Origin of the sequence: Frigoribacterium sp. SL97, from assembly GCF_026625765.1 — a bacterium.
Classification (GTDB): domain Bacteria; phylum Actinomycetota; class Actinomycetes; order Actinomycetales; family Microbacteriaceae; genus Frigoribacterium.
In genome coordinates, this window is the sequence record NZ_CP113062.1 from 3206413 (window position 1) to 3229674 (window position 23262).

Annotated in this window: 17 protein-coding genes; 2 read left to right on the forward strand and 15 right to left on the reverse strand. The window is 71.3% G+C overall.

Going from position 1 to position 23262, the window contains the following annotated elements:
• Positions 1-133: 133 nt before the first annotated feature.
• From OVA02_RS15625 to OVA02_RS15640, 4 genes are all read right to left on the reverse strand, one after another.
• Positions 134-3331 (reverse strand): S8 family serine peptidase, encoded by a 3198-nt coding sequence (locus OVA02_RS15625; RefSeq protein WP_056046709.1) that lies wholly within the window; start codon positions 3329-3331, stop codon positions 134-136.
• 229 nt (positions 3332-3560) lie between these two features.
• Positions 3561-4868 carry an alpha/beta hydrolase gene (locus OVA02_RS15630; protein WP_056046712.1) on the reverse strand — a complete coding sequence of 436 codons (1308 nt, stop codon included), beginning with the start codon at positions 4866-4868 and terminating at the stop codon, positions 3561-3563.
• Between the two features lie 108 nt (positions 4869-4976).
• A complete protein-coding gene (locus OVA02_RS15635) occupies positions 4977-5105 on the reverse strand; it encodes a hypothetical protein (protein ID WP_267658783.1) in 129 nt (42 codons plus the stop codon).
• Positions 5102-6082 carry a TrmB family transcriptional regulator gene (locus OVA02_RS15640; RefSeq protein ID WP_267658784.1) on the reverse strand — a complete coding sequence of 327 codons (981 nt, stop codon included), beginning with the start codon at positions 6080-6082 and terminating at the stop codon, positions 5102-5104. Before OVA02_RS15640 ends, OVA02_RS15635 begins: the two co-directional genes overlap by 4 nt.
• Positions 6083-6152: 70 nt before the next feature.
• On the opposite strand from OVA02_RS15640, the gene OVA02_RS15645 reads away from it, so the two are divergent.
• Complete coding sequence (locus tag OVA02_RS15645; protein WP_056046716.1) at positions 6153-7634, forward strand: mannosyltransferase family protein; 1482 nt, start codon at positions 6153-6155, stop codon at positions 7632-7634.
• 168 nt (positions 7635-7802) lie between these two features.
• Here the strand turns inward: OVA02_RS15645 and OVA02_RS15650 are convergent, their stop codons facing one another.
• From OVA02_RS15650 to OVA02_RS15670, 5 genes are all read right to left on the reverse strand, one after another.
• Positions 7803-8816: an LLM class flavin-dependent oxidoreductase gene (locus OVA02_RS15650; RefSeq protein WP_056047824.1), complete on the reverse strand. Its 1014-nt coding sequence runs from the start codon at positions 8814-8816 to the stop codon at positions 7803-7805.
• A gap of 50 nt (positions 8817-8866) precedes the next feature.
• Positions 8867-9874, reverse strand: a complete 1008-nt coding sequence (locus tag OVA02_RS15655; protein WP_056046717.1) for a HesA/MoeB/ThiF family protein — start codon at positions 9872-9874, stop codon at positions 8867-8869.
• A gap of 110 nt (positions 9875-9984) precedes the next feature.
• Complete coding sequence (locus OVA02_RS15660) at positions 9985-12450, reverse strand: ABC transporter permease (RefSeq protein ID WP_157485362.1); 2466 nt, start codon at positions 12448-12450, stop codon at positions 9985-9987.
• Positions 12410-13093 carry an ABC transporter ATP-binding protein gene (locus OVA02_RS15665; protein ID WP_200922586.1) on the reverse strand — a complete coding sequence of 228 codons (684 nt, stop codon included), beginning with the start codon at positions 13091-13093 and terminating at the stop codon, positions 12410-12412. Before OVA02_RS15665 ends, OVA02_RS15660 begins: the two co-directional genes overlap by 41 nt.
• 86 nt (positions 13094-13179) lie before the next feature.
• Positions 13180-14106, reverse strand: a complete 927-nt coding sequence (locus OVA02_RS15670) for a lysophospholipid acyltransferase family protein (protein ID WP_056046723.1) — start codon at positions 14104-14106, stop codon at positions 13180-13182.
• A gap of 308 nt (positions 14107-14414) precedes the next feature.
• On the opposite strand from OVA02_RS15670, the gene OVA02_RS15675 reads away from it, so the two are divergent.
• Positions 14415-15023 (forward strand): response regulator transcription factor, encoded by a 609-nt coding sequence (locus OVA02_RS15675; protein ID WP_056046725.1) that lies wholly within the window; start codon positions 14415-14417, stop codon positions 15021-15023.
• 138 nt (positions 15024-15161) lie between these two features.
• Here OVA02_RS15675 and araA read toward each other — a convergent pair whose 3' ends face one another.
• From araA to mmsA, 6 genes are all read right to left on the reverse strand, one after another.
• Positions 15162-16691, reverse strand: coding sequence for an L-arabinose isomerase (gene araA, locus OVA02_RS15680; RefSeq protein WP_056046727.1), 1530 nt, complete (start codon positions 16689-16691; stop codon positions 15162-15164).
• The gene (locus OVA02_RS15685; protein ID WP_043595113.1) at positions 16688-17401 is read right to left on the reverse strand and encodes an L-ribulose-5-phosphate 4-epimerase; all 714 of its coding nucleotides are present in this window, start codon (positions 17399-17401) and stop codon (positions 16688-16690) included. Before OVA02_RS15685 ends, araA begins: the two co-directional genes overlap by 4 nt.
• Positions 17398-19215, reverse strand: a complete 1818-nt coding sequence (gene araB, locus OVA02_RS15690) for a ribulokinase (protein ID WP_267658785.1) — start codon at positions 19213-19215, stop codon at positions 17398-17400. The genes OVA02_RS15685 and araB overlap by 4 nt, the downstream gene beginning before the upstream one ends.
• 92 nt (positions 19216-19307) lie before the next feature.
• Entirely contained in the window at positions 19308-20297 is a 990-nt protein-coding gene (locus OVA02_RS15695; RefSeq protein ID WP_267658786.1) for a LacI family DNA-binding transcriptional regulator, read from the reverse strand.
• 158 nt (positions 20298-20455) lie between these two features.
• Positions 20456-21724, reverse strand: coding sequence for a multiple monosaccharide ABC transporter permease (mmsB, locus tag OVA02_RS15700; protein WP_082460334.1), 1269 nt, complete (start codon positions 21722-21724; stop codon positions 20456-20458).
• Positions 21711-23261, reverse strand: coding sequence for a multiple monosaccharide ABC transporter ATP-binding protein (mmsA, locus tag OVA02_RS15705; protein ID WP_056046732.1), 1551 nt, complete (start codon positions 23259-23261; stop codon positions 21711-21713). Before mmsA ends, mmsB begins: the two co-directional genes overlap by 14 nt.
• Position 23262 lies beyond the last annotated feature (1 nt).

Consider the following 23262-nt stretch of genomic DNA (forward strand, 5'->3'; position numbering starts at 1 on the left):
GCGGGGACGCGAGGAGGCGGTGGTCGCCCTCCCGAGGGAAGGTGACCACCGCCTCCGGGTGGCTCAGGCCGTCAGGCCGTCAGGCCGTCAGGCCGTCAGGCCGTCAGGCCGTCAGGCCGTCAGGCCGCGGGTGCTACCCGCGCCAGGGGAACCAGCCGTGGAAGAGGTCGCCGAGGGCGTTCCAGATCCACTGCAGGATGTCACCGAGGCTCCAGCCGCCGGGGTGTCCGGGCTGACCGGGGTGGCCGGGCTGGCCCGGGCCGGGCCCCGGGTCGGTGGGCGTCTCGGGCTCTTCTCCCGAGGCGACCGTGAGATAGGTGACCTGTCCGGTGTCGCCGTACACGACGCGGCCGAGGAAGGTCTGCTCGTAGGGCAGGCCCGTCCAGGACGCGGTCAGCGTCGCCGTCTCGCCCAGCCCTGCGGAGAGGGTGGCCGGGTCGACCGCGAAGCCCCCGACGGCCGTCGCCGGGTCGAGCAGGTACGACGTCAGCGTGTAGTCGAGCTGTCCGGCACCGCTGTAGAAGTCGACCAGCAGGACGTACTCGCCCGCCGCGGGGGCGTCGAGGTCGATCTGCTCGTCCGCCGAACCGGTGGCCGAGGACGCCGCGAGCCGGTCGGGCGCACCGTCCGCACCAGCCGTGTAGAGGAGCAGGTCGAGGTCCGCGGTGTCGTCGGCGCTGTCGAGCACGAAGCGCGCGTGGCTGGTGCCCTCGGCGACCGTGACCGGCGTCTCGGCCGCCGCGGTGCCTGCCGCGCCCGAGCCGGTCGTGACCTGCCCGGCGGCGAGGCCCTCGGTGGTGAGCGGCAGCTCGAGGGTGTCGCCCGCCGTGACGTCGAACGCCTTCTCGCCCGTGGCGCCCTCGCCGGCCACCTCGGCCGGTGCCTGCAGCTGGACGGGGCGCACCGCGAGCGGGCTGCGCACGTCGTGGGTCCCGTCGGACCAGGTGAGGTAGCCGGTGGCGAACTGGTCGAGCTCCGCCGTCGTCCGGGTGAAGGTGACCGTGTAGTCCTGCTCCTCGCCCGCGGCGCCGAAGGTCAACGTCGAGGGTTCGACCGTCGCCGTCACGCCGTCCATCTCGATCGGGGCGACCGTGTAGGTCCCCGCCCCGGTCGAGGTGACGGTGCGCGTGACCTGGGCGGTGCCGGCCAGCGAGCCGACGCTGATCGACGGCAGGTTGAGCGACGAGTCCGTGCCCTCGACGGTGTCGATCGAGTCGACGTAGGCCTGCCAGTCGGCCGGACCGTTCTCGTAGAGCAGCCCGGGTTCGAGGAACGCGGTCGGGTCGACGTGGCCGGCGCCCTGGGCGAAGACGTCCCGGCTCGGAGCACCGTCCTCACCGACGAGGTCGTAGGCGGTCGTCATCATGGCCGACTTGACCTCGTCCGGGGTCCAGTCGGGGTGGACGTCCTTCGAGAGGTAGAGCGCGGCCAGACCGGCGATGTGGGGGGACGACATCGACGTGCCCGAGAGGAACTCGTACGTGCCGGGCTCGCCCTGCGCGTTGGCACCGTCGGCGAGGATCGCCACGCCGGGGGCCGAGATGTCGGGCTTCAGCAGGTTGCCGCCGTCGGCCGTCACCGGGCCGCGCGACGAGAAGCCGGCGATCTGGGGGGTGGCGGGCTCGGGCAGTGCGCCCGGGTTGCCGTCGAGCAGGGTGACGGTGGCACCTTCGGTGTCGGCGTACGCGTGGACCGCGTCGTAGTCGTCGGCGTTGAGGTGGACCGTGGGGACGGCGTGTTCGTCGAGGTCGACCGAGCTGCTCGTCGGGTTGACCAGCACCATGCCGATGCCGCCGGCGCGCTCGACCTCGGCCGACTTGGCCGTGCGGTCGTAGACGCCGCGGTCGCAGAGCACGATCGTGCCGGCGGCCTTCGCCGGGTCGAGCGTGTCCGGTGCGCAGAGGGTCACCGCGGTGGCGTCGGCGCCGTCGGCCGCGACGGCGGTCGACGAGACGAAGTCGCCCGTCAGGCCGTCGGTGCCGGTCGGCACGGTGATCGAGCCGCCCAGGTAGTTCGTGCCGTCGGCGGTCTGCACCGTCGCGCTGTAGCTGGGGATGGTCGACGCCGCGACCGTGGTGATCCACGGTGCCGCGTTGTCGGCGGTGGTCGCGGTCGGGCCGTCGTTGCCGGCCGAGGCCGCCACGAAGACGCCGGCCGAGGCCGCGCCGAGGAACGCCTGGTCGGTGGCCGAGAAGGTGCTCGTGGCCCCGCCTCCGCCGATCGAGTAGTTGATGACGTCGACGCCGTCGGTGACCGCGGCCTCGATGGCGGCGATCAGGTCGAGCGTGGCGCAGCCGTCGTCGTCGGTGGCGACGCGGTCGGGGCCGTCCCAGCAGACCTTGTAGGCCGCGATCTTGGCGGCCGGGGCGACGCCCGAGACGGTGCCGAACGAACGGTCGCCGATGGTGGCCTCGACGTCGGCGTTGCCCGCGGCGGTCGACGCCGTGTGCGAGCCGTGGCCGTTGCCGTCGCGGGGAGAGAGGTACTCGCCCTGCTCCTCGGTGCCGATGTTGCCGACGCCGAAGCCGTCGACGAAGTACCGCGCACCGATCAGCTTCGTGTTGCAGTCCCCCGCGTCGAACTGCACGCCGGTCTGGCACACGCCGGTGAAGGTGCCGCCGTCGCCCTTGGCGAAGACGGTCCGGTCGCCGTCGAGGTGGGGCTCGGTGTCGCTGGCCGACCCCAGGGGGTCGCCGGCGAACGAGGCGTTGCCCGCCGCGATGCCCGAGTCGATGATGCCGACGACGACTCCTTCGCCCGCCTTCTCGCGTCCGCCGACGGCGTCCCAGACGCCGCCGTTCCCCTCGGCGTCGCCCAGCCCGAGGAACTCGGTCGACGGCGTCGCCTGCAGCTTGAGCAGCTCGTTCTTCGAGACGGCGGCGACCGAGGGGTCGCTCGCGAGCTCGGCGGCCTGGGCGGCCGTGAGGTCGGCCGCGAAGGCGTTGGTCGTGATGGCGTAGCTCGCCTGGACGGTGGCGCCGGCCGCCGCCGCGACGTCCTGCTGGACGCCCTTGAGGTGCTCGGCGTAGTCCTGCACGGGAGCGCTCTGCGCGTCGAGGTCGCTGCCCTCGGGCACCGCGGTGCGGGCGAGGCCCGGCTGCCCGCCCTCGTAGGTCGCGGCCGCCGGCTCGCGCAGCGTGACGATGTACTTGCCGTCGGAGAACTGGCTGTCGCCCACGACGGCCGGGCCGTCGGCGGCGAAGGAGGCGGTGGCCGGCACCGCGACGAGGCCCGCGGCGACGACGCCGGTGGCGAGGAGGGTGGCGAAACCGCCACGGAGTCGGGTGCGGGGCGGAGCGGTCGGCCTGCGTCGGCCGGATGGTGTGATCACGGATCGCCTTTCGATGCACGTCGTTCGGGACGTGCTGTCGGTGGTGCGCCGCAGCCCCGGGCCGCGGTCGATCCATAAGAACTACCTGTGAATGTCGGTGACCCTCTAGTAGGGGCCATGGCCGAAACCGGCCACTGACCGGCTTCGGCCACAGAGTTCACACGAGGAGGCGCGGGCGGGGCACCGCCGTCGTCCCCCCTTCGGCGGACGGTCACCTCGCCGCGCCTCCCTACCGCGTCGTCAGCCCGAGCCGCGCCGCCGCCCAGGCCGTCCCCGCGCCGAGCCCGCGCGACGCCGTCGACCAGTCGTGGCCGCTGCCGGGCACGACGTGGCGGGTGACGTCCATGCCCGCGGCCCGGGCGGCCGCCGCGACGACGGGCATCACGGGCCCGTAGCGCGAGTCGGTCCCGCCGATGGCGAAGAAACCGGCACTGTCGGCGTAGGGGGCCCGGGCGGCCAGCACGGCGAGCGGCTGGGCGGCGTCGTAGGCCGCCCGGTCGCCGGCGAAGCCGCGCTCGACCGTCACCCGTGCTCCCCCGTCCAGCAGTGGTCCCCGCTGCCCCGAGACGTCGACGAACGAGGCGAAGAGCTCCGGGTGGCCAGCCGCCAGCTGGAGCGAACAGGTGCCGCCCTCCGAGAAGCCCGACACGGCCCAGGCCCGACCGGGCGCCTGGACCGAGAGGTGGCTCGTGATCCACCGGGGCACGTCGACCGTCAGGTAGGTCTCGCTGTGACCGAGGGGTCCGTCGACGCACATCGGGTTGTTGGTCGGCCGCTCGAGCTGGTCGGGCATCACGACGATCGGCGCGAGGCCGTGATGCGTGCGGGCGAGGGTGTCGAGGGTCTCGACCATCCGTCCGGCGTCGACGAGGTTCTCCGGGGCGGCGCCGGGACCCTGTCCGGACAGGACGACGTCGACGGGCAGGGGCGGCGGATCGGCCACGAGGGCGGCGGGCGGCAGGTACACCAGGGCGTCCCGTGCGTCGAAGTGGGACGCCGTGCCCGGGATGGCGACGCTGCCGAGCCGTCCGCGGGACGGCAGGTCGGCGGGTGCCCGCCAGGTGCGTCCCAGGTCCGGGGCCGCCGGGGTCGACGTCCGTCCGGCCCGCACGGCCGCCCCCTGCGCGACCGGGACGACGAGCGGCGAGACGTCCGACACGCCGAGCAGGGCCCCCACGGTCGGGAAGAGCCCGCTGTCGCGGTCGATCGCGAGGCCCGTGGCGAGGGCCGTCACGACGATCGTCGAGGCCGCGAGGACCCGCCGCCCCGCGCCTCCGCGCACCACGGCGACCACGGCCGCGCCGACCACCGCCAGCAGGGCCCCGACCCAGAGACGGTCGACCCAGGTGGGCGGGACGTCGAGGACGTCCTCGACGTCTCCGAGCCACCAGGTGACCAGCGCGCCGAGGCCGGCCCCCAGCGCGGCGGCTGCGGCGACCCAGCGCCACCAGGTGCGGGCCCCGCGCGGACGGCGCACCGTCGAGACCACGAGCGCCCCGGCCACGGCGTACACGGCCGCGAGGGTGCCCGCGGACATCAGGGAGAGCCTCAGCACGAGGGCTCCGCACGGGGACGATCGATCACGTCCGGACGCTATCGAGGCGACTCGATGGGTGAGCCGTGAGAGGGCTGGGCGTCGGCTGACTCAGACCCAGCCGCGGCGTGCGGCCTCGACTCCGGCGTGGAACCGGTTGCTCGCGCCGAGCTCGTCGAAGAGGGCGTGCAGGCGCCGCCGGAGCGTGCGAGACGAGATGCCGAGCTGACCCGCGATCACCTCGTCGGTCGCCCCCGCCGCCACGAGGGCGAGCAGGTCGCGCTCGGCGGGGGTGGGGGTCGCATCGCGAGTCGCGCCTCCTGGTCCCGCGACGGCACGGTGGCTCCCGACGTCGCCGGCACGGTCGACGACGACGACGCCAGTCGCGCGGCCACCGCGGCCCAGTCGACCGCGGCCCCACCGGCCCCTGGGGTGCCCGGCACGGGCAACGCGCTGCGCCACCGGGCCTCGAACAGGTCGTGGAGGGCGGCGACGAGCGGCTCGGACTCGGTCACGAGGGCCTCGGGCCGGTCGGGGTCGTGCCCGATCGAGACGAGGGCGACCCGGCGGTCGGCGACGGCGAGCTTGACCGGCAGGTCGTGCGTGATGCGGGCCTCCTCCCCGTCGGCGCCGAGGCGGTGGACGCCCTGCCAGCTGCCGTCGGCCGAGATGCTGGCGACCGTGTAGACCGCCCGCCACCGCACGCCGCGCCCGAGGGCGACCCGCTGGGTGGACTCGTTCGACGCGACCACGTAGGGCGGACGGTCGAAGGCGACGAAGTCGGTGGTCGCCCGGTGCTCCAGCCTCGAGTACCAGTCCCCCACGGCCGCGTGCCCGACGACCACCCGCGTGAGTTCGTCGGCGTCGTGCGGGCGGCGGCCCTCGTCGAACAGCGCTCCCAGCTCGGGCACGGCCGCGCGCACCTCGACGAGCGCGTCGGCACGCGCGGCGACGACGGCCGGCACGGCCACGCGCGGGTCGACCGCGCCGTAGCCCTCGCCCCCCGCCGAGCGCTGGACGAGCCCGAGCGAACGGAGGCGCTCCAGGGCGGCCAGGGCCGTCGCCTCGTCGAGGTGCACGGCCCGTGCCACGGCCTGGGGAGTCGGCCCGGCCGCCGCTCCCGCGGCGTCCGCCAGCCCGGCCCCGGCGACGACGTGACGGTAGACCGCGACGGCCACGTCGTCGATCCCGAGGGCGGCGAAGGACGGAAGGGGCACGGGACGATCTTGCCCCGTCACAGCCGACTCTTGGTAGCGTCGTCCAGATGACCGGACACGGGGCGGGGCGGTGAGCCGCGAGACGATCGCGTCGCCCTCGGCGGCGAGGCTGCGCCGACCCGGTTTCTCGATCGGTCTCGCCGACCGGTTCTCGGGCAGCTGGCGCAGCGTGCTGGTCGTCTACCTCGCGTCGCGGCTGTTCTCGACGAGCGTCCTCTTCGCCGTCTACGAGGTCGCGAAACTCGCCGGTGCGACCTTCATCACCCCCGGCAGCGACCGCAGCTTCCTCGACTTCACCTCGTCGTGGGACGCCGACCGTTACCGCACCATCGCGCTGCACGGCTATCCCTCGACCCTGCCCACCGACGCGACCGGCGAGGTGCTGCCGAACGAGTGGGCGTTCCTGCCGGTCTTCCCGTACCTCTGCCACCTGCTGATGGTCGCCACGGGCATGGACTTCGTCGTCGCCGCCCCTCTGCTCGCCACCGTCTTCGGTGCGGCTGCGGCCGTCGTCCTCCACCGCCTGCTCGTGACGAAGGTCGGACGCACCGGCGCCCTCTGGGCCGTGCTGCTGTTCTGCTTCGGGCCGATGGCGTTCGTCATGTCGGTCGGCTACGCCGAGAGCCTTTTCCTCCTGCTGATGTTCGGCGGCCTGCTCGCCATGCAGCGGCGGAACTACCCGCTCGTGGCGGCGGCGGGCATCGTCGCCTCGTTCGTCCGACCCGGGGCGCTCGCCCTCGCGTTGGCGCTCGGCATCCACCTGATCGTGCGCTGGCACACCGAACGGGAGCGTCCCGAGGCCCGCACGGCCGCTGCCTCCGCCGCCGCTGCCTCGACCACGTCCTCCGCTTCGACCTCGACCTCGATCACGGGGCACGGCACGGCGAGTGCCGACGCGCCGTCCGCGTCGACGCCGCGGTCCCCCGGTGACGCCGGGACGCGACGGATCGCCGGGATCGGCAGCGCGCCTCCTGCCCTCGTCCTCGCCGCCCGGGCGTCGGCCCGTCGTGCCTGGGCCGGGCTGCGCGAGTTCGTCGTCGGTGGACGGATGCCGAAGCGCGAGCTGACGACGATCGTCGTGGCGGGGCTCTCGATGGCCGCGGCGGGACTCGCCTGGCCGGTGGTCGCCCACGTGGTCACGGGCCAGTCCGACGCCTACCTCGAGACCGAGATGGCCTGGTGGGTGGACTACGTCGGCCGCCCGGCGTTCGTGCCGTTGACCCCGTGGTTCCTCCTCGCCGGGCGGTGGCTGGGCATCGGGGGCATCGTGCTCGTGCTGGCCATCATCGCGTCGTTCACGTTCTGGGTGACCCGACGCTCGACGCTGCGGCTCGGTCACGAGGTCGTCGCGTTCACCGCGGGGTTCTTCGCCTACCTCGTCGCGGTGTTCCTGCCCCAGCAGAGCCTGTTCCGCCTGCTCATGCCCCTCAGCCCCCTGCTCGGCACGCCCGCGATCTCGTCGCGACCGTGGGTGCGGCGCACGATGCTGCTCGGCGGGGCCACGCTGCAGCCCGCCGCCGTCGTGTTCGTCTTCCTGTTCACCGCGCCGTAGCCGCCGCGGCCTGGCCGCCGCGGCGTCACCACCGCCGCGTCGCCACCGGCTGCCCCGACGGAGACACCGCCGAGCGGACAACACACCGTCGCATTTCTCGGTGTCTCGTCCACTCGGCGGTGTCCGGCGGGAGGGGCGCTGCGCGTCTCGCCCGGAGGCGCCGGCGGGCTACGCGGCGGCGGGGGCCAGCTGCATCGCGTCGGCGAGGAGCGCGACCGACCGGAGGCGCGCCTCCGTCGACGAGGCCGAGTGCGCGACGATCAGCTCGTCGGCCTGGGCGGTGCGGGCGAACTGCTCCATGTACTCGCGTGCGTCGCCGGGCGTGCCGACGGCGGTGTAGGTCGTCATGGTCTGGACGTGCTGCCCCACCGGGGTGCGCAGCAGGTGGTCGAGCTCGTCGTCGCCGAACTCGCGGGTGGGGTCGATCTGCCCGCTCTGGCGCAGCAGCATCATGAGGCGCTGACGCTTGACGGCGGCGAACTGCGTGTCGGCGTCGTCCGCGTCGTCGGAGACGATCGCGTTGACGGCGGCGAGCACGTACGGCTCGCTCAGCTGGGTCGACGGCTGGAACTCGCGACGGTAGGCCGAGACGGCGTCCACCAGGTCACCGGGGGCGAAGTGCGAGGCGAAGGCGTAGGGCAGACCGAGGGCGGCGGCGAGCTTGGCACCGAACAGCGACGAACCGAGGATGTACAGCGGCACGTTCGTGCCCGCCCCGGGGACGGCCTGGACGCCGGCGACGCGCGACTCCCCCGCGAGGAACGCCTGCAGTTCGACGACGTCCTGCGGGAAGCGCTCGGACGACGAGGGGTCGCGGCGCATGGCCCGGAACGTGGCCTGGTCGCTGCCGGGGGCTCGGCCGAGGCCGAGGTCGATGCGCCCCGGGTGCAGGGTCTCGAGGGTGCCGAACTGCTCGGCGATGGCGAGCGGCGAGTGGTTCGGGAGCATGACGCCGCCCGAGCCGAGGCGGATGGTCGAGGTCTGGCTCGCGATGTGGGCGATCAACACCGACGTCGCGCTCGAGGCGATGGAGGCCATGTTGTGGTGCTCGGCGTACCAGACCCGCCGGTACCCGCTCGCCTCGGCCTGCTGCGCCAGGGCCACGGAGGCCGCGAAGCTCTCGCGCACGGTCTGACCGGGTGCGACGGGGGCGAGGTCGAGGATCGAGAGGGGAATGCTCATGCGGGGGTGAACAACGACGGTCGTCGCCGTATGCCCGGTCTTGGCGATCGTCAGGTCGAACCGGTCGTCTCGGACGATGGAACGCATCCGCATTCGAGACGTGGTGGGATCGGACGCCAGACGCTGTCGAAACTGGCGAGATCGACCTCGCGGACACCTCCGGCGAGTGCCGGTGGTGCCCCGAGCAGTATCCGGAGCGCCTCCCATGCCGTCATGTTCCCCACCACGCCGGCCAACGGGGCGGCTGAGCCGCCGGGCGAAGAACCCTTCAGAGTTCGCGCGGCACGTCCGTGATCGTCGGCTGTCGCGGCACGGATGCACGACCAGCACGTCGTTCGGCCGGGCAGGACGGTGACACCCGGCACCCCGAGCAGGGCGCCGTACGCGCCTCCGACGATGTGCGGGACACCGACCGCGGTGCTCGCCGTCGCCACGACGTCGGCCACGACGGGCACCGAGGGCTGGTCTGCGCAACTCACGACGAGATCGGCACCCGAGAGCAGGGTCGCGAGCTGTTCCGCGGTGTCCACCCGAGTGCGCCAGACGTCGACGGTGATGTCCGCGTCGATCTCGGCGACTCGCTCTGCGGCTGCGTCGACCTTGACTCGTCCGATGTCTCCGGAATCGAAGAGCACCTGCCGGTTCAGATTGGAGAGTTCGACGACGTCGGGATCGATGAGCACGAGCCTTCCCACCCCAGCCGCGGCCAGCGATTGGACGACCCACGAACCAGCACCACCGACGCCGACCACGACCACGCACGCACCGGTGAGCCGGCTCTGGATCGTCGAGGCGTCGTGTCCTCGAGCGACTGCGGACAGTTCATCGGCCGAGATCATCTCGTCGAACAGCTGCAGCTGACGCGAATGCCTCGTGGCACGGTCGGTGGAAGATGCCTCCGACGCCAGGAAGCGTTCGGATTCGAGGACCTCCAGCACGTCCTCGAGCGCTCCGCGATCAAGCAAGGAAAGCGTCTGGGCGAGCTGCACTGGCGTGCGAGTCCCATCGAGCAGCGGGACGAGGTCCGCCACCCAGGGCTCGACGGAGAAGGTCGACACGACCCGCTCGTACGTTGCCCTGAATTGCAGGCGACCGTCTGCGAGCTGGACGACGATGATGCTGTCTCGCAGACGGGGGCGGGCGGCTGAGCCCGTTCTCGCGTCAGCGCTCATGACGTGCCCCTCAGAATCGTCAGGGGCTCCGTGCGGGAGGCCCGCAGGACCGGCCCCACGGCGGCGATGGCGAGAGCGATCGCCGTCACGCCGACGATTCCCGCGATCGTCACGGGATCGACCACCGGGTCGACCCCCACGCCGAGGAGCCTCGAGACGATCCGCGTCCCGAGTGCTCCCCCGAACGAGCCGAGGAGCAGTCCTGCACTCAGCGACGCCACGGCGATCACGGTGGCGTCCCAGGCGACGAGGGCACCGACGCCGCGACGTCGGCACCCCACGGTGCGGAGCACGGCGAGTTCATCACGCCGCGATTCGACGTCGAGGCTCAGCGTGCTGCTGGCCCCCAGGGCCCCGAGGGCCAGAGTCACCGTCACCGCTGCGAAGAGTCCTGCCGTGAGGGCTGCCGTCTCGGAGGCTGCACGATCCCTCGTCGCCTCGGCGGTGATGACGTCGACACCGGGGACTCCGACCACCTGCGCGGCGACGCGGTCTGACAAGTCGGCGACATCGACCCCTCCGTCTGCCGACACGTCCCACCGAGAGACCCCCGTGACACCGAGTTCGCCCGCCGTCCTGCGGTCGATGACGACCTGTTGCCCCGTGGCCACCGAGGTGAAGAGCCCGACGACTTCGAGGGACACCTGGGTCCCCCCGGCCGACACGACGACCTCATCACCCGGGGCCACCGTCAGGGACTCGGCGACCCCCCTCGGCAGAGCGATGCCCCCACCGGCCCTCAGCAACTCGACACCTCTCGATCCGCCACCGGCGGACCACGCGAGCCCCGACACGTCGAACCAGGTCTCGGGGTCGATCGCCTGGAACGGCACGTCGAGTTCGGCGGACGCCGACAGGACGGTGGCTTCACCGGACACCGACCGCGCGACGTCCCGAACGCCGTCGACGACGACGATCGGCTCGGCGTCGTCCGACAAGGGCACGACCGACGTGACTTGCACGTCGGCCCCGAACTGCCGATCGATCTGTTCCCCTGTCGCGGAGGCGACGGCACCGACGCAGGTGGCGAGCGACACCGCACCGAAGACCACCAGGGTGAGAGCCCCGGTCACCGTCGACCTGCCGCGGGTCGGTCGGCGACGCGCCAGGTCGGCGGCCCACTGGAGCCTGGCCGCGAACGCCGCCAGGGGCGCGATCGCGAGGCGGGAGAGGGCCACCGCACAGACCGCCAGGGCGACCAGGCCCAGAGCGTCGAGGACGGCGCCTGCGTCGAGGGCCCAGATCACCAGCCCCGAGACCGATGCGACCACGGCGACCGCGACGGCTCGTCGCCGTGAGCACGATCCGGGCGAACCGTCTGCGGGTTCGACGCCCCTCACGACGAACGCCGGCGGAATTCGACGGACGTCGGCGACGGCTCGTCGGGCCCCGAGCGTGGCGGAGGTCGCTCCCGCGAGGACGCCGAGACCGACCGAGAGGGTGAGGGTCGGAAGAGACGGAGCCTCCCCGTCCATCCGACTCATCACCACCGCAGCGCCGGCGACGCCGACCGCGACGCCCACGACCGTTCCGGCCGCTGCGACGATGGCGATCTCGGCGCCGACCGACGAGACCAACCACCGTGTGGACGCGCCCGTGGCCCGCAGCACACCGTAGGTACGGCGCCGTGCTCGGACGGCAGCCGTGCTCGCCAGTGAACCGAGCAGTGCCGACACGGCGAGGGCGACCAGAGCGAGCCCTGCCATCACCGCCGTCACGGCCGTTTCGATGGGCCCGAGGCCGTCGGCCACGGCCGACGTGTCCTGGAAGACGGCGCCGGACGGGAGCGCCGCTCGGTGTTCTGCTGCCCAGGTGGACGCAACTGCAGGATCGAGTTCGAGGTCGAGACGGGTGAGGTCACCCTCGAGCCCGAACGCCCTCTGGACGACCTCGAGGTCGGTGAAGAGGTTGTCCCGGGCGAAGACACCCAACAAGCGGGGGTCGACGAGCCCCACCACGTCGAACGAGCGGACGCCCGAGGGAGTCGTCATCGACATTCGACTCCCCAGGGAGGCGCCCATGCGGTCTGCGACATCTGTCGGCACCAGGACCTCGTCCGAGCCCGGTCGAGGAGCTCGACCGTCGGTGACCACCTGGGAGGCGAGTGAGTCCGGCCCGGCCGGGGCCCCGGTCAGGAGGAGGGCCTCGGCCTCACCCGTCGCGCCGACCACGACCGTCTCTCGACTCAGGGTGGGGAGCGACGACACGACTCCGGCATCGGCGGCGAGTGCGTCCACGAGACCCTCGTCGACGAACTCACGATCCACCTCGGGGACGATGCCCACGTCCCCGAACGTGAGCAACGAATCGATTCCGTCGACGACCGTCTGGCGCGCCGTCAGCCCGGTGACGAGTGAGGCCGTGAGAAGGGCGACCCCCAAGGCTGCCGTGAGGGCGGTGAGTCCTGCCCGCCGCCGTCCGTCAGCGATGTTCCGCCAACCAAGCGCGAACGCGTTCTTCATGGGCCCTCCCCTCGACGCTGTCGATCGTGGCCGCCGGTGTGAAGCGTTCGTCGGCGATGACTCGGCCGTCTCGCAGGACGATGATCCTGTCGGCGATGCAGGCGGTCTCGAGGTCATGGGTGACCACCACGACCGCTGACGCCTGGTCGTCGACGACCATGCCCCGGAGCAGCCTCAGGACATCCCGTGAGGTCGCACTGTCGAGCGCGCCGGTCGGCTCGTCGGCGAGGACGAGAGACGGACGGGAGAAGAGCGCTCGAGCCAGGGCCACACGCTGGGCCTCTCCGCCCGACAAGGTGGCCGGACGGGCCGATCCGAGACCGTCGAGGCCGAGTTCGTCGAGCAGCGCGTGCGCTCGATCCGCCCATTCCGAGCGGCGTCTTCCCGCGACGAGTGACGTGAGCGCGACATTCTCGAGCACCGACAGGGTCGGGACGAGGTGGGAGTCCTGGAAGACGAATCCGATGCGATCTCTTCGCAGGACGGTGCGCTCCGCCTCGGAGAGGGAAGAAAGTGTCATTCCGTCGAAGACGATCTGACCGTGATCGGGCGTGTCGAGAGCACCGACCATCTGCACCAGAGTCGACTTGCCCGAGCCGGAGCGACCGACGATCGCGATGATCTCGCCCTCGTGAAGGTCCAACGAGACACGGTCGACGGCGGGCGGTCTCCCACCTCGGCTCTCGAAGAGCCGTGACACTTCTCGGATCTCGACGAGCGGAACCGTGCTCATGCCGCCGACTCCGTCCGCATCAGATCGAAGTCGGTCCACATCTCCCAGTCGCCGGCGCGGCCGTCGAGGATGAGCCTCTCGATGAGTCGCCACAACGCGACCGTCGACCCCTGGACCTCGACGTCATCTGTCGGGGCGGGAATCGCCGGGTGGATCGTCAGGACGAAGTGAGCTTCTCCCGTCCGGTCGAGGTGCATCGGCAGCATGGCTGCGCCCGCGGCACGACTCATGAGGGCCGGCCCCTGCGGTGCGACGACGGAAGCCCCCAGGAACGGGACGACGGTGTGGTGACGGCCTCGGCCTCTGGGATCGTATTCGGGGAACATTGCGAAGACGAGCCCGTCCTTGAGCGCTCGGAGCCCCTTTCGGAAGGTCGCGTCGTCGTCGATGGCGAAGGCGTCGACATCGAGAGAGGGAAACGCCCGATCCCGGAGCTCGTCGAAGTTCATCCTGTTGAAGACGAAGCGCGTGGGGTGTCGGTGCGCGATGATCGGCGGGACGACGTAGGACGCCCCGAAGTGCAGGGGCAAGGCCAGGGCGCCACGGCCGTGCTCCCTCGCCTCCTCGAGGTGCTCGCCGCCACGAACCTCGACGACCTCGTCCAGCCGAGCTCGGTCGTCGAGCCACAGCGTGACGAACGTCGACTCGAATTGCATCCGAGGCCCGTAGTCGCCATATCGCCCCGCTGCAGCGTCGATGTCGACGGAGGCGAGACCTGGCAAGCCCCCCATGGCGGCACGGGCCTTGGCCGCCATGCCGGCGCTCGTGTCGGACGGGTCGGCGATCGAGTCGTAGGCGGGCAGGTCGAACCGGGCGATGTCGTTCATGAGTCGCCACGCGGCAGCGGGCCCGGCGGCGCGGAGCGCCGACCAAAGACGTTCGTATCGGACGACCTCGAAGAGGGTGAAGATGGGAAGGGACATGTCGACTTTCGGGAGATGCGGTCACCGGACTGACGGGGAAGGCGGACCGCCCGATGGGCGGCCCGCCCCGGATGTCAGGTGCAGAGGCATCCGCCGTTGCAGCGTGCTGCGCTACCCGGCTTGAGCGTCGTGCTCTCGATTTTCTTCATGCGTTCCCTCCTCCCACGTCGAGTCGACGAGACACCTCCGAGTCTCGGCATCGGCAGCTCGACTCGAAAGTCACGGCCGTCACGAAGTCACCACGCATCCGTCATGTCGACGTCATGAGACATACTGGTCACGAAGTCGATGACGAGTAGGGGGATGCCATGTCGACCGACGGGCCGATCGACGTGTGCGTGGTCGCCGACGAGGTGCTGACGCGGTCGGCGATCGAGGCGTGCATCCGTGTGACGCCGGGGCTGAAAGCTGTCGCGATCCACGATTCCGCGAAGCCCTGCTCCGAACCAGGGCCACCCCCGTGGAGCGTGCTGGTCATCGACGCCGACGACCACCCCGACGTCGTGGACGCCGCCCGGCGACTGCGCGAGGGGCACGACGCCGTCGTCGTCCTGGGTCGCCGCTTACCCGCCGTGCTCGTCCGTCAGATCGTCCAGTCGGGCATCGACGCGGTCGTCTCGAAGCGGGCGAGCATCGACGAACTCCTCGCCGTCGTCCGGCGAACGGCTGCCGGAGAAGACCACGTCGACCCGAGGTTGGCGGCCACGGTCCTCCGCGCCGAGGCGTGCCCGCTCACGGCACGCGAGCGTGACGTCCTGCGCCTCGTCGACCGGTCGCTCTCGACCAGACGGTGCGCCGCCGAGCTGCACCTCGCCGAGGGCACGGTGCGCAACCTGATCTCGTCCGCCGTCCGCAAGGTCGGGGCGCCCGACCGCGGACGGGCCGCCTCGGACGCGCGAGATCTCGGTTGGATCTAGACCCGCGCCTCCTCGGGGCAGACGCGGTCGAGCAGGCCCGGCCATCGCGACGACGAATGGTCCCGCACCGTCGTTCGCCGTGGGGCGAAGGACGATCCGGGACCACTCGATGCGCGGAGGGCGCGAGCCGGGCGCGGCCTACAGGCCGCGGGCGAGGCGGTGGTACGCGGCGTTCCAGGCGACCTCGTGACGGAAGTCGCGGATGCGGGTGTCCTCGTCGATCACGAGCAGCTCGGTCTCGACGATGCGGGCGAGGTCCTCGAAGGCCTCGAGCCCGACCGCGGTCGACATGACCGTGTGGTGGGCGGCGCCGGCCGTCAGCCACGCCTCGGCCGACACGGCGAACGACGGACGGGGCTTCCACACCGCGCGCCCCACCGGGAGGTTCGGCAGGTCCTCGTCGGGGTCGACCACGTCGACCACGTTGACCGTCAGGCGGAAGCGGTCGCGCACGTCGCTCATCGCGACGACGACGGCCGGGCCGGGGTCGGCGGAGAAGACCAGGCGCACCGGGTCGTCCTTGCCGCCGATGCCGAGCGCGTGCACCTCGAGGGAGGCGCGCCCCGACGTCAGCGCCGGGCTGACCTCGAGCATGTGCGCCCCGAGGATCTTCTCCTCGCCGGGCACCAGGTGGTACGTGTAGTCCTCCATCAAGGAGGCGCCACCCGGCAGCCCGGCGCCCATCACGTTGGCCGCACGCACCAGCACCGAGGTCTTCCAGTCGCCCTCGGCACCGAAGCCGTAGCCCTCGGCCATCAGGCGCTGGACCGCGAGGCCGGGCAGCTGCTTGAGTGCACCCAGGTCTTCGAAGTTCGTCGTGAAGGCACTGAACCCGCCCTCTTCGAGGAACGAGCGCAGACCGATCTCGATCGCCGCACCGTCTCGGAGCGACTGGTGACGCTCGCCGCCCGCCCGCAGCGCGGGGACCACGTCGTACTCGGCCTCGTACACCGCGACGAGCGCGTCGATCGCCGTCTCGGACGCCGCGGCGACGGCCTCGGCCAGTTCGTTGACGCCCCAGGTGTTGACCTGGACGCCGAAGGCCAGCTCGGCCTCGGTCTTGTCGCCCTCGGTCACGCCGACGAAGCGCATGTTGTCGCCGAAGCGTGCCAGCTTGAGCGAGCGCATGGCCGAGGCGCCCGCGGCGGCGCGCATCCAGGTGCCGACCTGCTGCTGCACGCGCGGGTCGCTGACGTGGCCGACGACGGTCTTGCGGGGCACCCCGAGACGGGTCTGCATGTAGCCGAACTCGCGGTCGCCGTGGGCGGCCTGGTTGAGGTTCATGAAGTCGAAGTCGATGTCGGCCCAGGGCAGCGCGACGTTGGCCTGCGTGTGCAGGTGCAGCAGCGGCTTGCGCAGGGCGTCGAGGCCGCCGATCCACATCTTGGCCGGGCTGAAGGTGTGCATCCAGGCCGTGACGCCGATGACCGAGTCGTCGAGGTTCGCCTCGAGCATCGTGCGACGGATCGCGTCGGCGTCGGTCAGGACGGGCTTCCAGACGAGGCGCACGGGCACGTCGGAGGCGGCGGCGAGTTCGTCGGCGATGGCACGCGACTGGTCGGCGACCTGCTGGAGCGTCTCTTCGCCGTAGAGGCCCTGGCTGCCGGTGAGGAACCAGACCTCGCGTGAGGCGAGGAAGGCGGTGGGGTCGAGGGTGTCGTTCGTCACTTCAGTTCTCCTGCGGGTGCTTGTCCGTAGACGTTCTGGTACCGGTCGAAGAGGGCGTCGATGCTCTCTGCCGGGATGGGGATGGGTTCGCCGAGCTGGCGGGTTATGTGGACGGTGCGGGCCACGTCCTCGGTCATGACGGCGGCCTTGACCGCGTCGCGGGCGTCCTTGCCGATCGTGAAGACGCCGTGGTTCTGCATCAGCACGGCCCGGCTGCGGTGCCCCTCGAGCGTCGCGACGATGCCGCGGCCGATCGAGTCGTCGCCGATGATCGCGAACGGCCCCACGGGGATCTCGCCGCCGAACTCGTCGGCCATCGCCGTGATCACGCACGGGATCGCCTCGCCGCGCGCGGCCCAGGCCGTGGCGTAGGTCGAGTGCGTGTGCACGACTCCGCCGACGTGCGGCATGGTGCGGTAGACGTAGGCGTGGGCGGCGGTGTCGCTGGACGGACTGCGGTCGCTGCCCGGCGTGCCCTCGACCACGGTGCCGTCGAGGCGGCAGAGGATCTGGTTCTCGGCCGTGAGGTCGTCGTAGAGCACCCCGCTGGGCTTGATCACGAAGAGGTCGGTGCCGGGCACGCGACCCGACACGTTGCCGCCCGTCCAGACGACGAGCCCGTAGCGCACGAGCTCGGCGTGCAGGGTGGCGACGTCTTCTCGGGTGGCGTCGATGGCCGCCTGCGTCGAGCGGTCGATCCAGCCGGTCATGCGGTCACCTGCGCGTCGCTCGTGGCGGAGGCGGTGGCGTCCTGTTCGACGGCATCCGTGCCTCCACCGCCCTCGGTCGTCGCCGAGGGAGCCGAGGAGGCGCGGGTCGCCTCGCGACGCATCGCCCGCAGGCGGTGCATCACGTCGTTGCCGCCCCGACCGAACCAGTCGTGCAGCAGGAGGTACTCGGCGTACAACGCGTCGTAGGCGTCGGCGGCGGCCTCGTCGGGGACGTAGGTCGCCCGGTCGACGCTGCCCATGGCCTCGGCCGCCGAGCGGATGTCGGGGTAGGCACCCGCGGCGACGGCGGCGTGGATGGCCGACCCGAGGGCCGGGCCCTGCTCGCTCGTGATCGTCGAGATCGGCATGCGGAGCACATCGCTGTAGGTCTGCATCAGGTGCTTGTTCTTCAGCAGACCGCCGGCGGCGATGAACTCGGTGACCGGCACGCCCGACTCCTCGAAGGCCTGGACGATGCGGCGCGTGCCGAACGCCGTGGCCTCGAGCAAGGCCCGGTAGCCCTCTTCGGGCGTCGTGCTGAGCGTCTGGCCGACGATGACGCCGCTCAGCTCGTGGTCGACGAGCACCGAGCGGTTGCCGCTGTGCCAGTCGAGGGCCACGAGGCCGTGGGCCCCGACGGGCTGCTCGTAGGCGAGGTCGGTGAGGTGCTGGTGCACGCTCTTGCCGGCCGCCGCGGCGTCGTCGACCGACGACTGCGGCACCTGGTTCTTCACGTACCAGGCGAAGATGTCGCCGACGCCGGACTGACCGGCCTCGTAGCCGTAGAGGCCGTCGACGATGCCACCGTCGACGACGCCGCACATGCCGGGCACCTCGGCGAGCTTGTCGCCGTTCATGACGTGGCAGGTGCTCGTGCCCATGATGGCGACCATCTGGCCGGGCTGCGTGGCCTTGGCGGCCGGGGCCGTGACGTGCGCGTCGACGTTGCCGACGGCCACGGCGATGCCCTCGGGCAGTCCGGTCCAGCCGGCGGCCTCGGCCGTCAGCGTGCCCGCGACGTCGCCCAGGGCGCCGATCTCGTGCACGACCTTGGTCTCGGCGAAGTCGGCGAAGTCGGGGTTGAGGGCGGCGAGGAACTCGCGGCTGGGGTACTCGCCGTCCTGGTAGATGCCCTTGTACCCGGCGGTGCAGGCGTTGCGCACGTAGCGGCCGCTGAGCTGCCAGACGATCCAGTCGGCGGCCTCGACCCAGTGCTCGGTCGCGGCGTAGACCTCGGGGTCCTCTTCGAGTAGCTGCAGCCCCTTGGCGAACTCCCACTCGCTCGAGATGAGCCCGCCGTACCGGGGCAGCCACGACTCGCCCCGCGACGCGGCCAGCTCGTTGATGCGGTCGGCCTGGCCCTGCGCGGCGTGGTGACGCCACAGCTTGACGAACGCGTGCGGGCGGCCGGCGAAGCGGTCGAGCTCGTTGAGCGGGGTGCCGTCGGCGGTGGTCGGCACCATGGTGCAGGCCGTGAAGTCGGTGCCGATGCCGACGACCGCGGCGGGGTCGACGCCCGACGCGCGGAGGGCCTCGGGAACGGCGTTCTTCAGCACGTCGACGTAGTCGGACGGCACCTGCAGGGCCCAGTCGGCGGGCAGGCGCTCGCCCGTTCCGGGCAGCGTGCGGTCGACGACCGCGTTCGGGTACTCGAACGTGGCGCTGGCCAGTTCGGCGCCGTCACGCACGCGCACGACGACCGCGAGGCCGCTGAGCGTGCCGTAGTCGACGCCGACGACGTACGTCTCGGCCGAGGCGCCGGCGGGGTCGGGAGCCGCGGGCGACGGGTCGGAGGGGATGGCGGTCTCAGCCATGGAACGTCCTTGTCCTGATGCGAAAGTGAGCGCTCACATTCTCACATGAGCGAGTGGGACCGTGCAATCTCGCACGGGCGGTTCGGGGTCGGTCAGCGGGCCGGGGCCGCCGTCGAGCGGCGGACGACGAGCTCGGGGTCGAGTGCCGCCACGGGCGCCTCGTCGCCGGCGAGCACGGCCTCGACGGTCGTCATGAGTCGGCGCCCGAGTGGCTCGAAGTCCTGCCGCACGGTGGTCAGCGGCGGGACGAAGTGTTCGGCCTCGGGGATGTCGTCGAAGCCGACGATGCTCACGTCGCGCGGCACGACCCGACCGGCGTCGACGTACGCGTGCACGACGCCGAGCGCCATCTGGTCGTTGCCGCAGAACACGGCCGTGACGTCGTCGCGTCCGGCCAGCTCTCGGCCGATGCGATGACCGGAGCCCGGGGTCCAGTCGCCGCGCAGCAGCACCGTCGAGTCGACGCCGAGCCGTTCGCAGGCCTCGCGCCAGCCCCGCTCGCGGTCGCGGCCGTCCATCCACCCGTCGGGCCCGGCGACGTGGGCGATGCGGCGGTGACCGAGCGAGACGAGGTGCTCGACGGCCGCCTCGGCCCCGGCGGCCTGGTCGAACGAGACCGTGTGGTGGCCGTCCTCGGCCTCGCTGTCGGCGGTGACCAGCGGCACCGACACCCCGGAACGCCGCAGCACCTCGAGGGCCTCGGCGTCGGGCGCGATGAGCACGATGGCCGCCACGTTCTGGCCCACCAGCGAGTCGAGGGCCTGCCGCATGCCCTGCCGGTCGTCGACGTCGAGGGTGGCCATCGACACCTGGTACCCGGCTCGTCGGGCGGCACCGTTGAAGCCGTGCATCGTGCTCGACGGCCCGTAGAACGGGAACCCCGTGCTGATCACGCCGAGCGACCTCGTCTTGCGGCTGGCCAGCGCCCTGGCGGTGAGGCTCGGCCGGTAGTGGAGCTCGTCGATGGCGACGTCGACCTTGGCCTTGGTGGCGGGACGGACCGTCGGGTCGCCGTTGACGACCCGCGAGACGGTCTGGTGCGAGACGCCGGCTGCGGCCGCGACGTCGAAGAGGGTTGCCACGAGGTGATCCTAGTTCGGTTCGGTTTTCGGGACGGTGGCGTCGTGTGCGGCCGGCCCGCGCCTCCTGCGGTCTGGTCGGTGCCCGCCGGGGGCGGGGAGACGAGGAGGCGCGGCTCCCGTGACCGGGAACCGCGCCTCTCGCGGATGGTGACCGCTCGTTACTTGCCGGACGAGGCGGCGCGACGCTTGTTGAAGACGTCGAACGCGACCGCGGCGAGCAGCACGAGGCCCTTGATCAGGGACTGGTACTCGGTGCCGACGCCGAGGATCGACATGCCGTTGTTCAGGATGCCGATGATGAGACCACCGACGATGGCGCCGGTGACCGTGCCGATGCCGCCGGTGACGGCGGCGCCACCGATGAACACGGCCGCGATGGCGTCGAGCTCGAACCCGTTGCCGGCGCTGGGGCTGGCGAGGTTCAGCTGGCCGGTGAAGACGACGCCGGCCAGGGCGGCGATGACGCCCATGTTGACGAAGAGCAGGAACGTGACGCGCTTCGTCTTGACGCCGGACAGCTCGGCGGCGTGCAGGTTGCCACCGATCGCGTAGACGTGACGGCCGAACACCGAGTTCTTCATGATCATCGAGTACGCGACGACGAGCACCGCGAGCACGACCAGGACGATCGGGGTGCCCGAGTAGCTGGCGAGCAGGAACCCGACGTACATGACCAGGGCGACCGTGAAGACCATCTTGGTGATGAACCACAGGAAGGGCTCGTCCTCGAGCTGGTACTTGCGACGCGTGGCACGGCCGCGGAGGCCGGTGCCGATGAGGGCCAACGAGGCGACGGCGCCGAGGACGAGCGTCAGCGGCTCGTACCCGGTCGTGCCGAAGGCGGGCAGGAAGCCCGACCCGATGTCGCGGAACCCCTGGGGGAAGGGCGAGATCTGCTGGCTCTGGAGGGCGATCTGGGCGGCACCGCGGAACGCGAGCATGCCGGCCAGGGTGACGATGAACGCCGGGATGCCGAAGTAGGCGATCCAGAAGCCCTGCCAGGCCCCGACCAGGGCGCCGAGCACGAGGCAGAGCACGACGGCGAGCGGCCAGGGCAGGCCCCACTGGGTGATCATGACGCCGGCCATGGCGCCGGTGAAGGCGACGATGGAGCCGACCGAGAGGTCGATGTGGCCGGCGATGATGACCATCACCATGCCGATGGCCAGGATCAGGATGTAGCTGTTCTGGACCACCAGGTTCGACACGTTGATCGGTGCCAGCGTGATGCCGTTCGTGGTGACCTGGAAGAACAGCACGATGACGATCAGCGCGATGAACAGGCCGATCTGGCGCAGCTGCCCGCCGAGGTACGAGACGGCACCCGTGATCGGGTTGCCACCCGAACCGGACTGCGGCTGACGGGAGGTGGGCGACCCGCCCGTGGGCTTCGGGTCGGTGGCCTGGGTGGGGCTAGGCGCGCTCATTGACGGGGCTCTCTCGTTCGAGGGTCATGTACTTCAGGAGGAATTCGGGGGTCGCCTCGGCGATCGGAACGTCGGCCGTGATGCGCCCCTCCGAGAGGGTGTAGATGCGGTCGCAGATGCCGAGCAGTTCGGGCAGCTCGGACGAGATGACGATGACGCCCTTGCCCGCGTCGGCGAGCTGGTTGATGATCGTGTAGATCTCGTACTTGGCGCCGACGTCGATGCCACGGGTGGGCTCGTCGAGGATGAGCACGTCGGGGTCGGCGTACATCCACTTCGACAGCACGACCTTCTGCTGGTTGCCGCCCGAGAGCTTTCCCGTCACCGACGCCACGGTGGGCGCCTTGATGTTCATGCTCTTGCGGAAGCGCTCGGCGACGGTGCTCTCTTCGGACCGGTTGACGAAGCCCCAGTTGGCGAGCTTGCCGAGGGCCGAACCGGACACGTTGCGCGTGATGTCGTCGATCAGGTTGAGGCCGTACTTCTTGCGGTCCTCGGTGGCGTAGGCGAGACCCGCGGCGATGGCCTTGCTGACCGTCGACGTGTCGATCTTCTCGCCGCGCTTGTAGACGGTGCCCGAGATGCCGGTGCCGTAGCTCTTGCCGAAGACGCTCATCGCGAGTTCGGTGCGTCCGGCGCCCATCAGCCCGGCGATGCCGACGATCTCGCCGGCCTTCACGGCGAGGTTGGCCTGGTGGATGATCTCGCGCGTCGAGTCGAGGGGGTGGTGGACGGTCCAGTCCTCGATGCGCAGCAGCTCGTCGCCGACCTTCGACTCGTGGGCCGGGTAACGGCTCTCGAGGTCGCGGCCGACCATGCCCTTGATGATGCGGTCCTCGGACACCTCGTCGGCGTGCATGTCGAGGGTCTCGATCGTCTTGCCGTCGCGGATGATCGTCACCTTGTCGGCGATCGCCTTGATCTCGTTGAGCTTGTGGCTGATGATGATCGACGTGATGCCCTGCCCCTGCAGGCTCTTGATCAGGTCGAGCAGGTGGGCCGAGTCGTCGTCGTTCAGGGCGGCGGTGGGCTCGTCGAGGATGAGGATCTTCACGCGCTTCGAGAGCGCCTTGGCGATCTCGACCAGCTGCTGCTTGCCGACTCCGATGTCGACCACCTTGGTGACCGGGTTGTCACGCAGGCCGACGCGGGCCAGCAGGCCGGCGGCGTCGAGGTTGGTCTTGTTCCAGTCGATGAAGCCGTTCTTGGACTGCTCGTTGCCGAGGAAGATGTTCTCGGCGATCGAGAGGAACGGGCTGAGCGCCAACTCCTGGTGGATGATGACGACGCCCGCGGCCTCGGAGTCGTTGATGTTCTTGAAGTCGACGGGCTGGCCGTCGAGCAGGATCTGGCCGTCGAACGAGCCGCTCGGGTAGACGCCCGAGAGCACCTTCATGAGCGTCGACTTGCCGGCGCCGTTCTCGCCGCAGATCGCGTGGACCTGGCCGCGCTCGACCTCGAGCGTGACGTCCTGCAGGGCCTTGACGCCGGGGAACGTCTTGGTGATCTCCCGCATCTCGAGGATCGTGTTCGCCACG

Excerpts from the sequence above, each read along its gene's own strand:
- OVA02_RS15675 (WP_056046725.1), top strand. The coding sequence starts at position 14,415 with ATGTCGACCGACGGGCCGATCGACGTGTGCGTGGTCGCCGACGAGGTG.
- OVA02_RS15670 (WP_056046723.1), bottom strand. The coding sequence starts at position 14,106 with ATGTCCCTTCCCATCTTCACCCTCTTCGAGGTCGTCCGATACGAACGT.
- araB (WP_267658785.1), bottom strand. The coding sequence starts at position 19,215 with ATGGCTGAGACCGCCATCCCCTCCGACCCGTCGCCCGCGGCTCCCGAC.
- OVA02_RS15685 (WP_043595113.1), bottom strand. The coding sequence starts at position 17,401 with ATGACCGGCTGGATCGACCGCTCGACGCAGGCGGCCATCGACGCCACC.
- OVA02_RS15650 (WP_056047824.1), bottom strand. The coding sequence starts at position 8,816 with ATGAGCATTCCCCTCTCGATCCTCGACCTCGCCCCCGTCGCACCCGGT.
- OVA02_RS15630 (WP_056046712.1), bottom strand. The coding sequence starts at position 4,868 with ATGTCCGCGGGCACCCTCGCGGCCGTGTACGCCGTGGCCGGGGCGCTC.
- OVA02_RS15660 (WP_157485362.1), bottom strand. The coding sequence starts at position 12,450 with ATGAAGAACGCGTTCGCGCTTGGTTGGCGGAACATCGCTGACGGACGG.
- mmsB (WP_082460334.1), bottom strand. The coding sequence starts at position 21,724 with ATGAGCGCGCCTAGCCCCACCCAGGCCACCGACCCGAAGCCCACGGGC.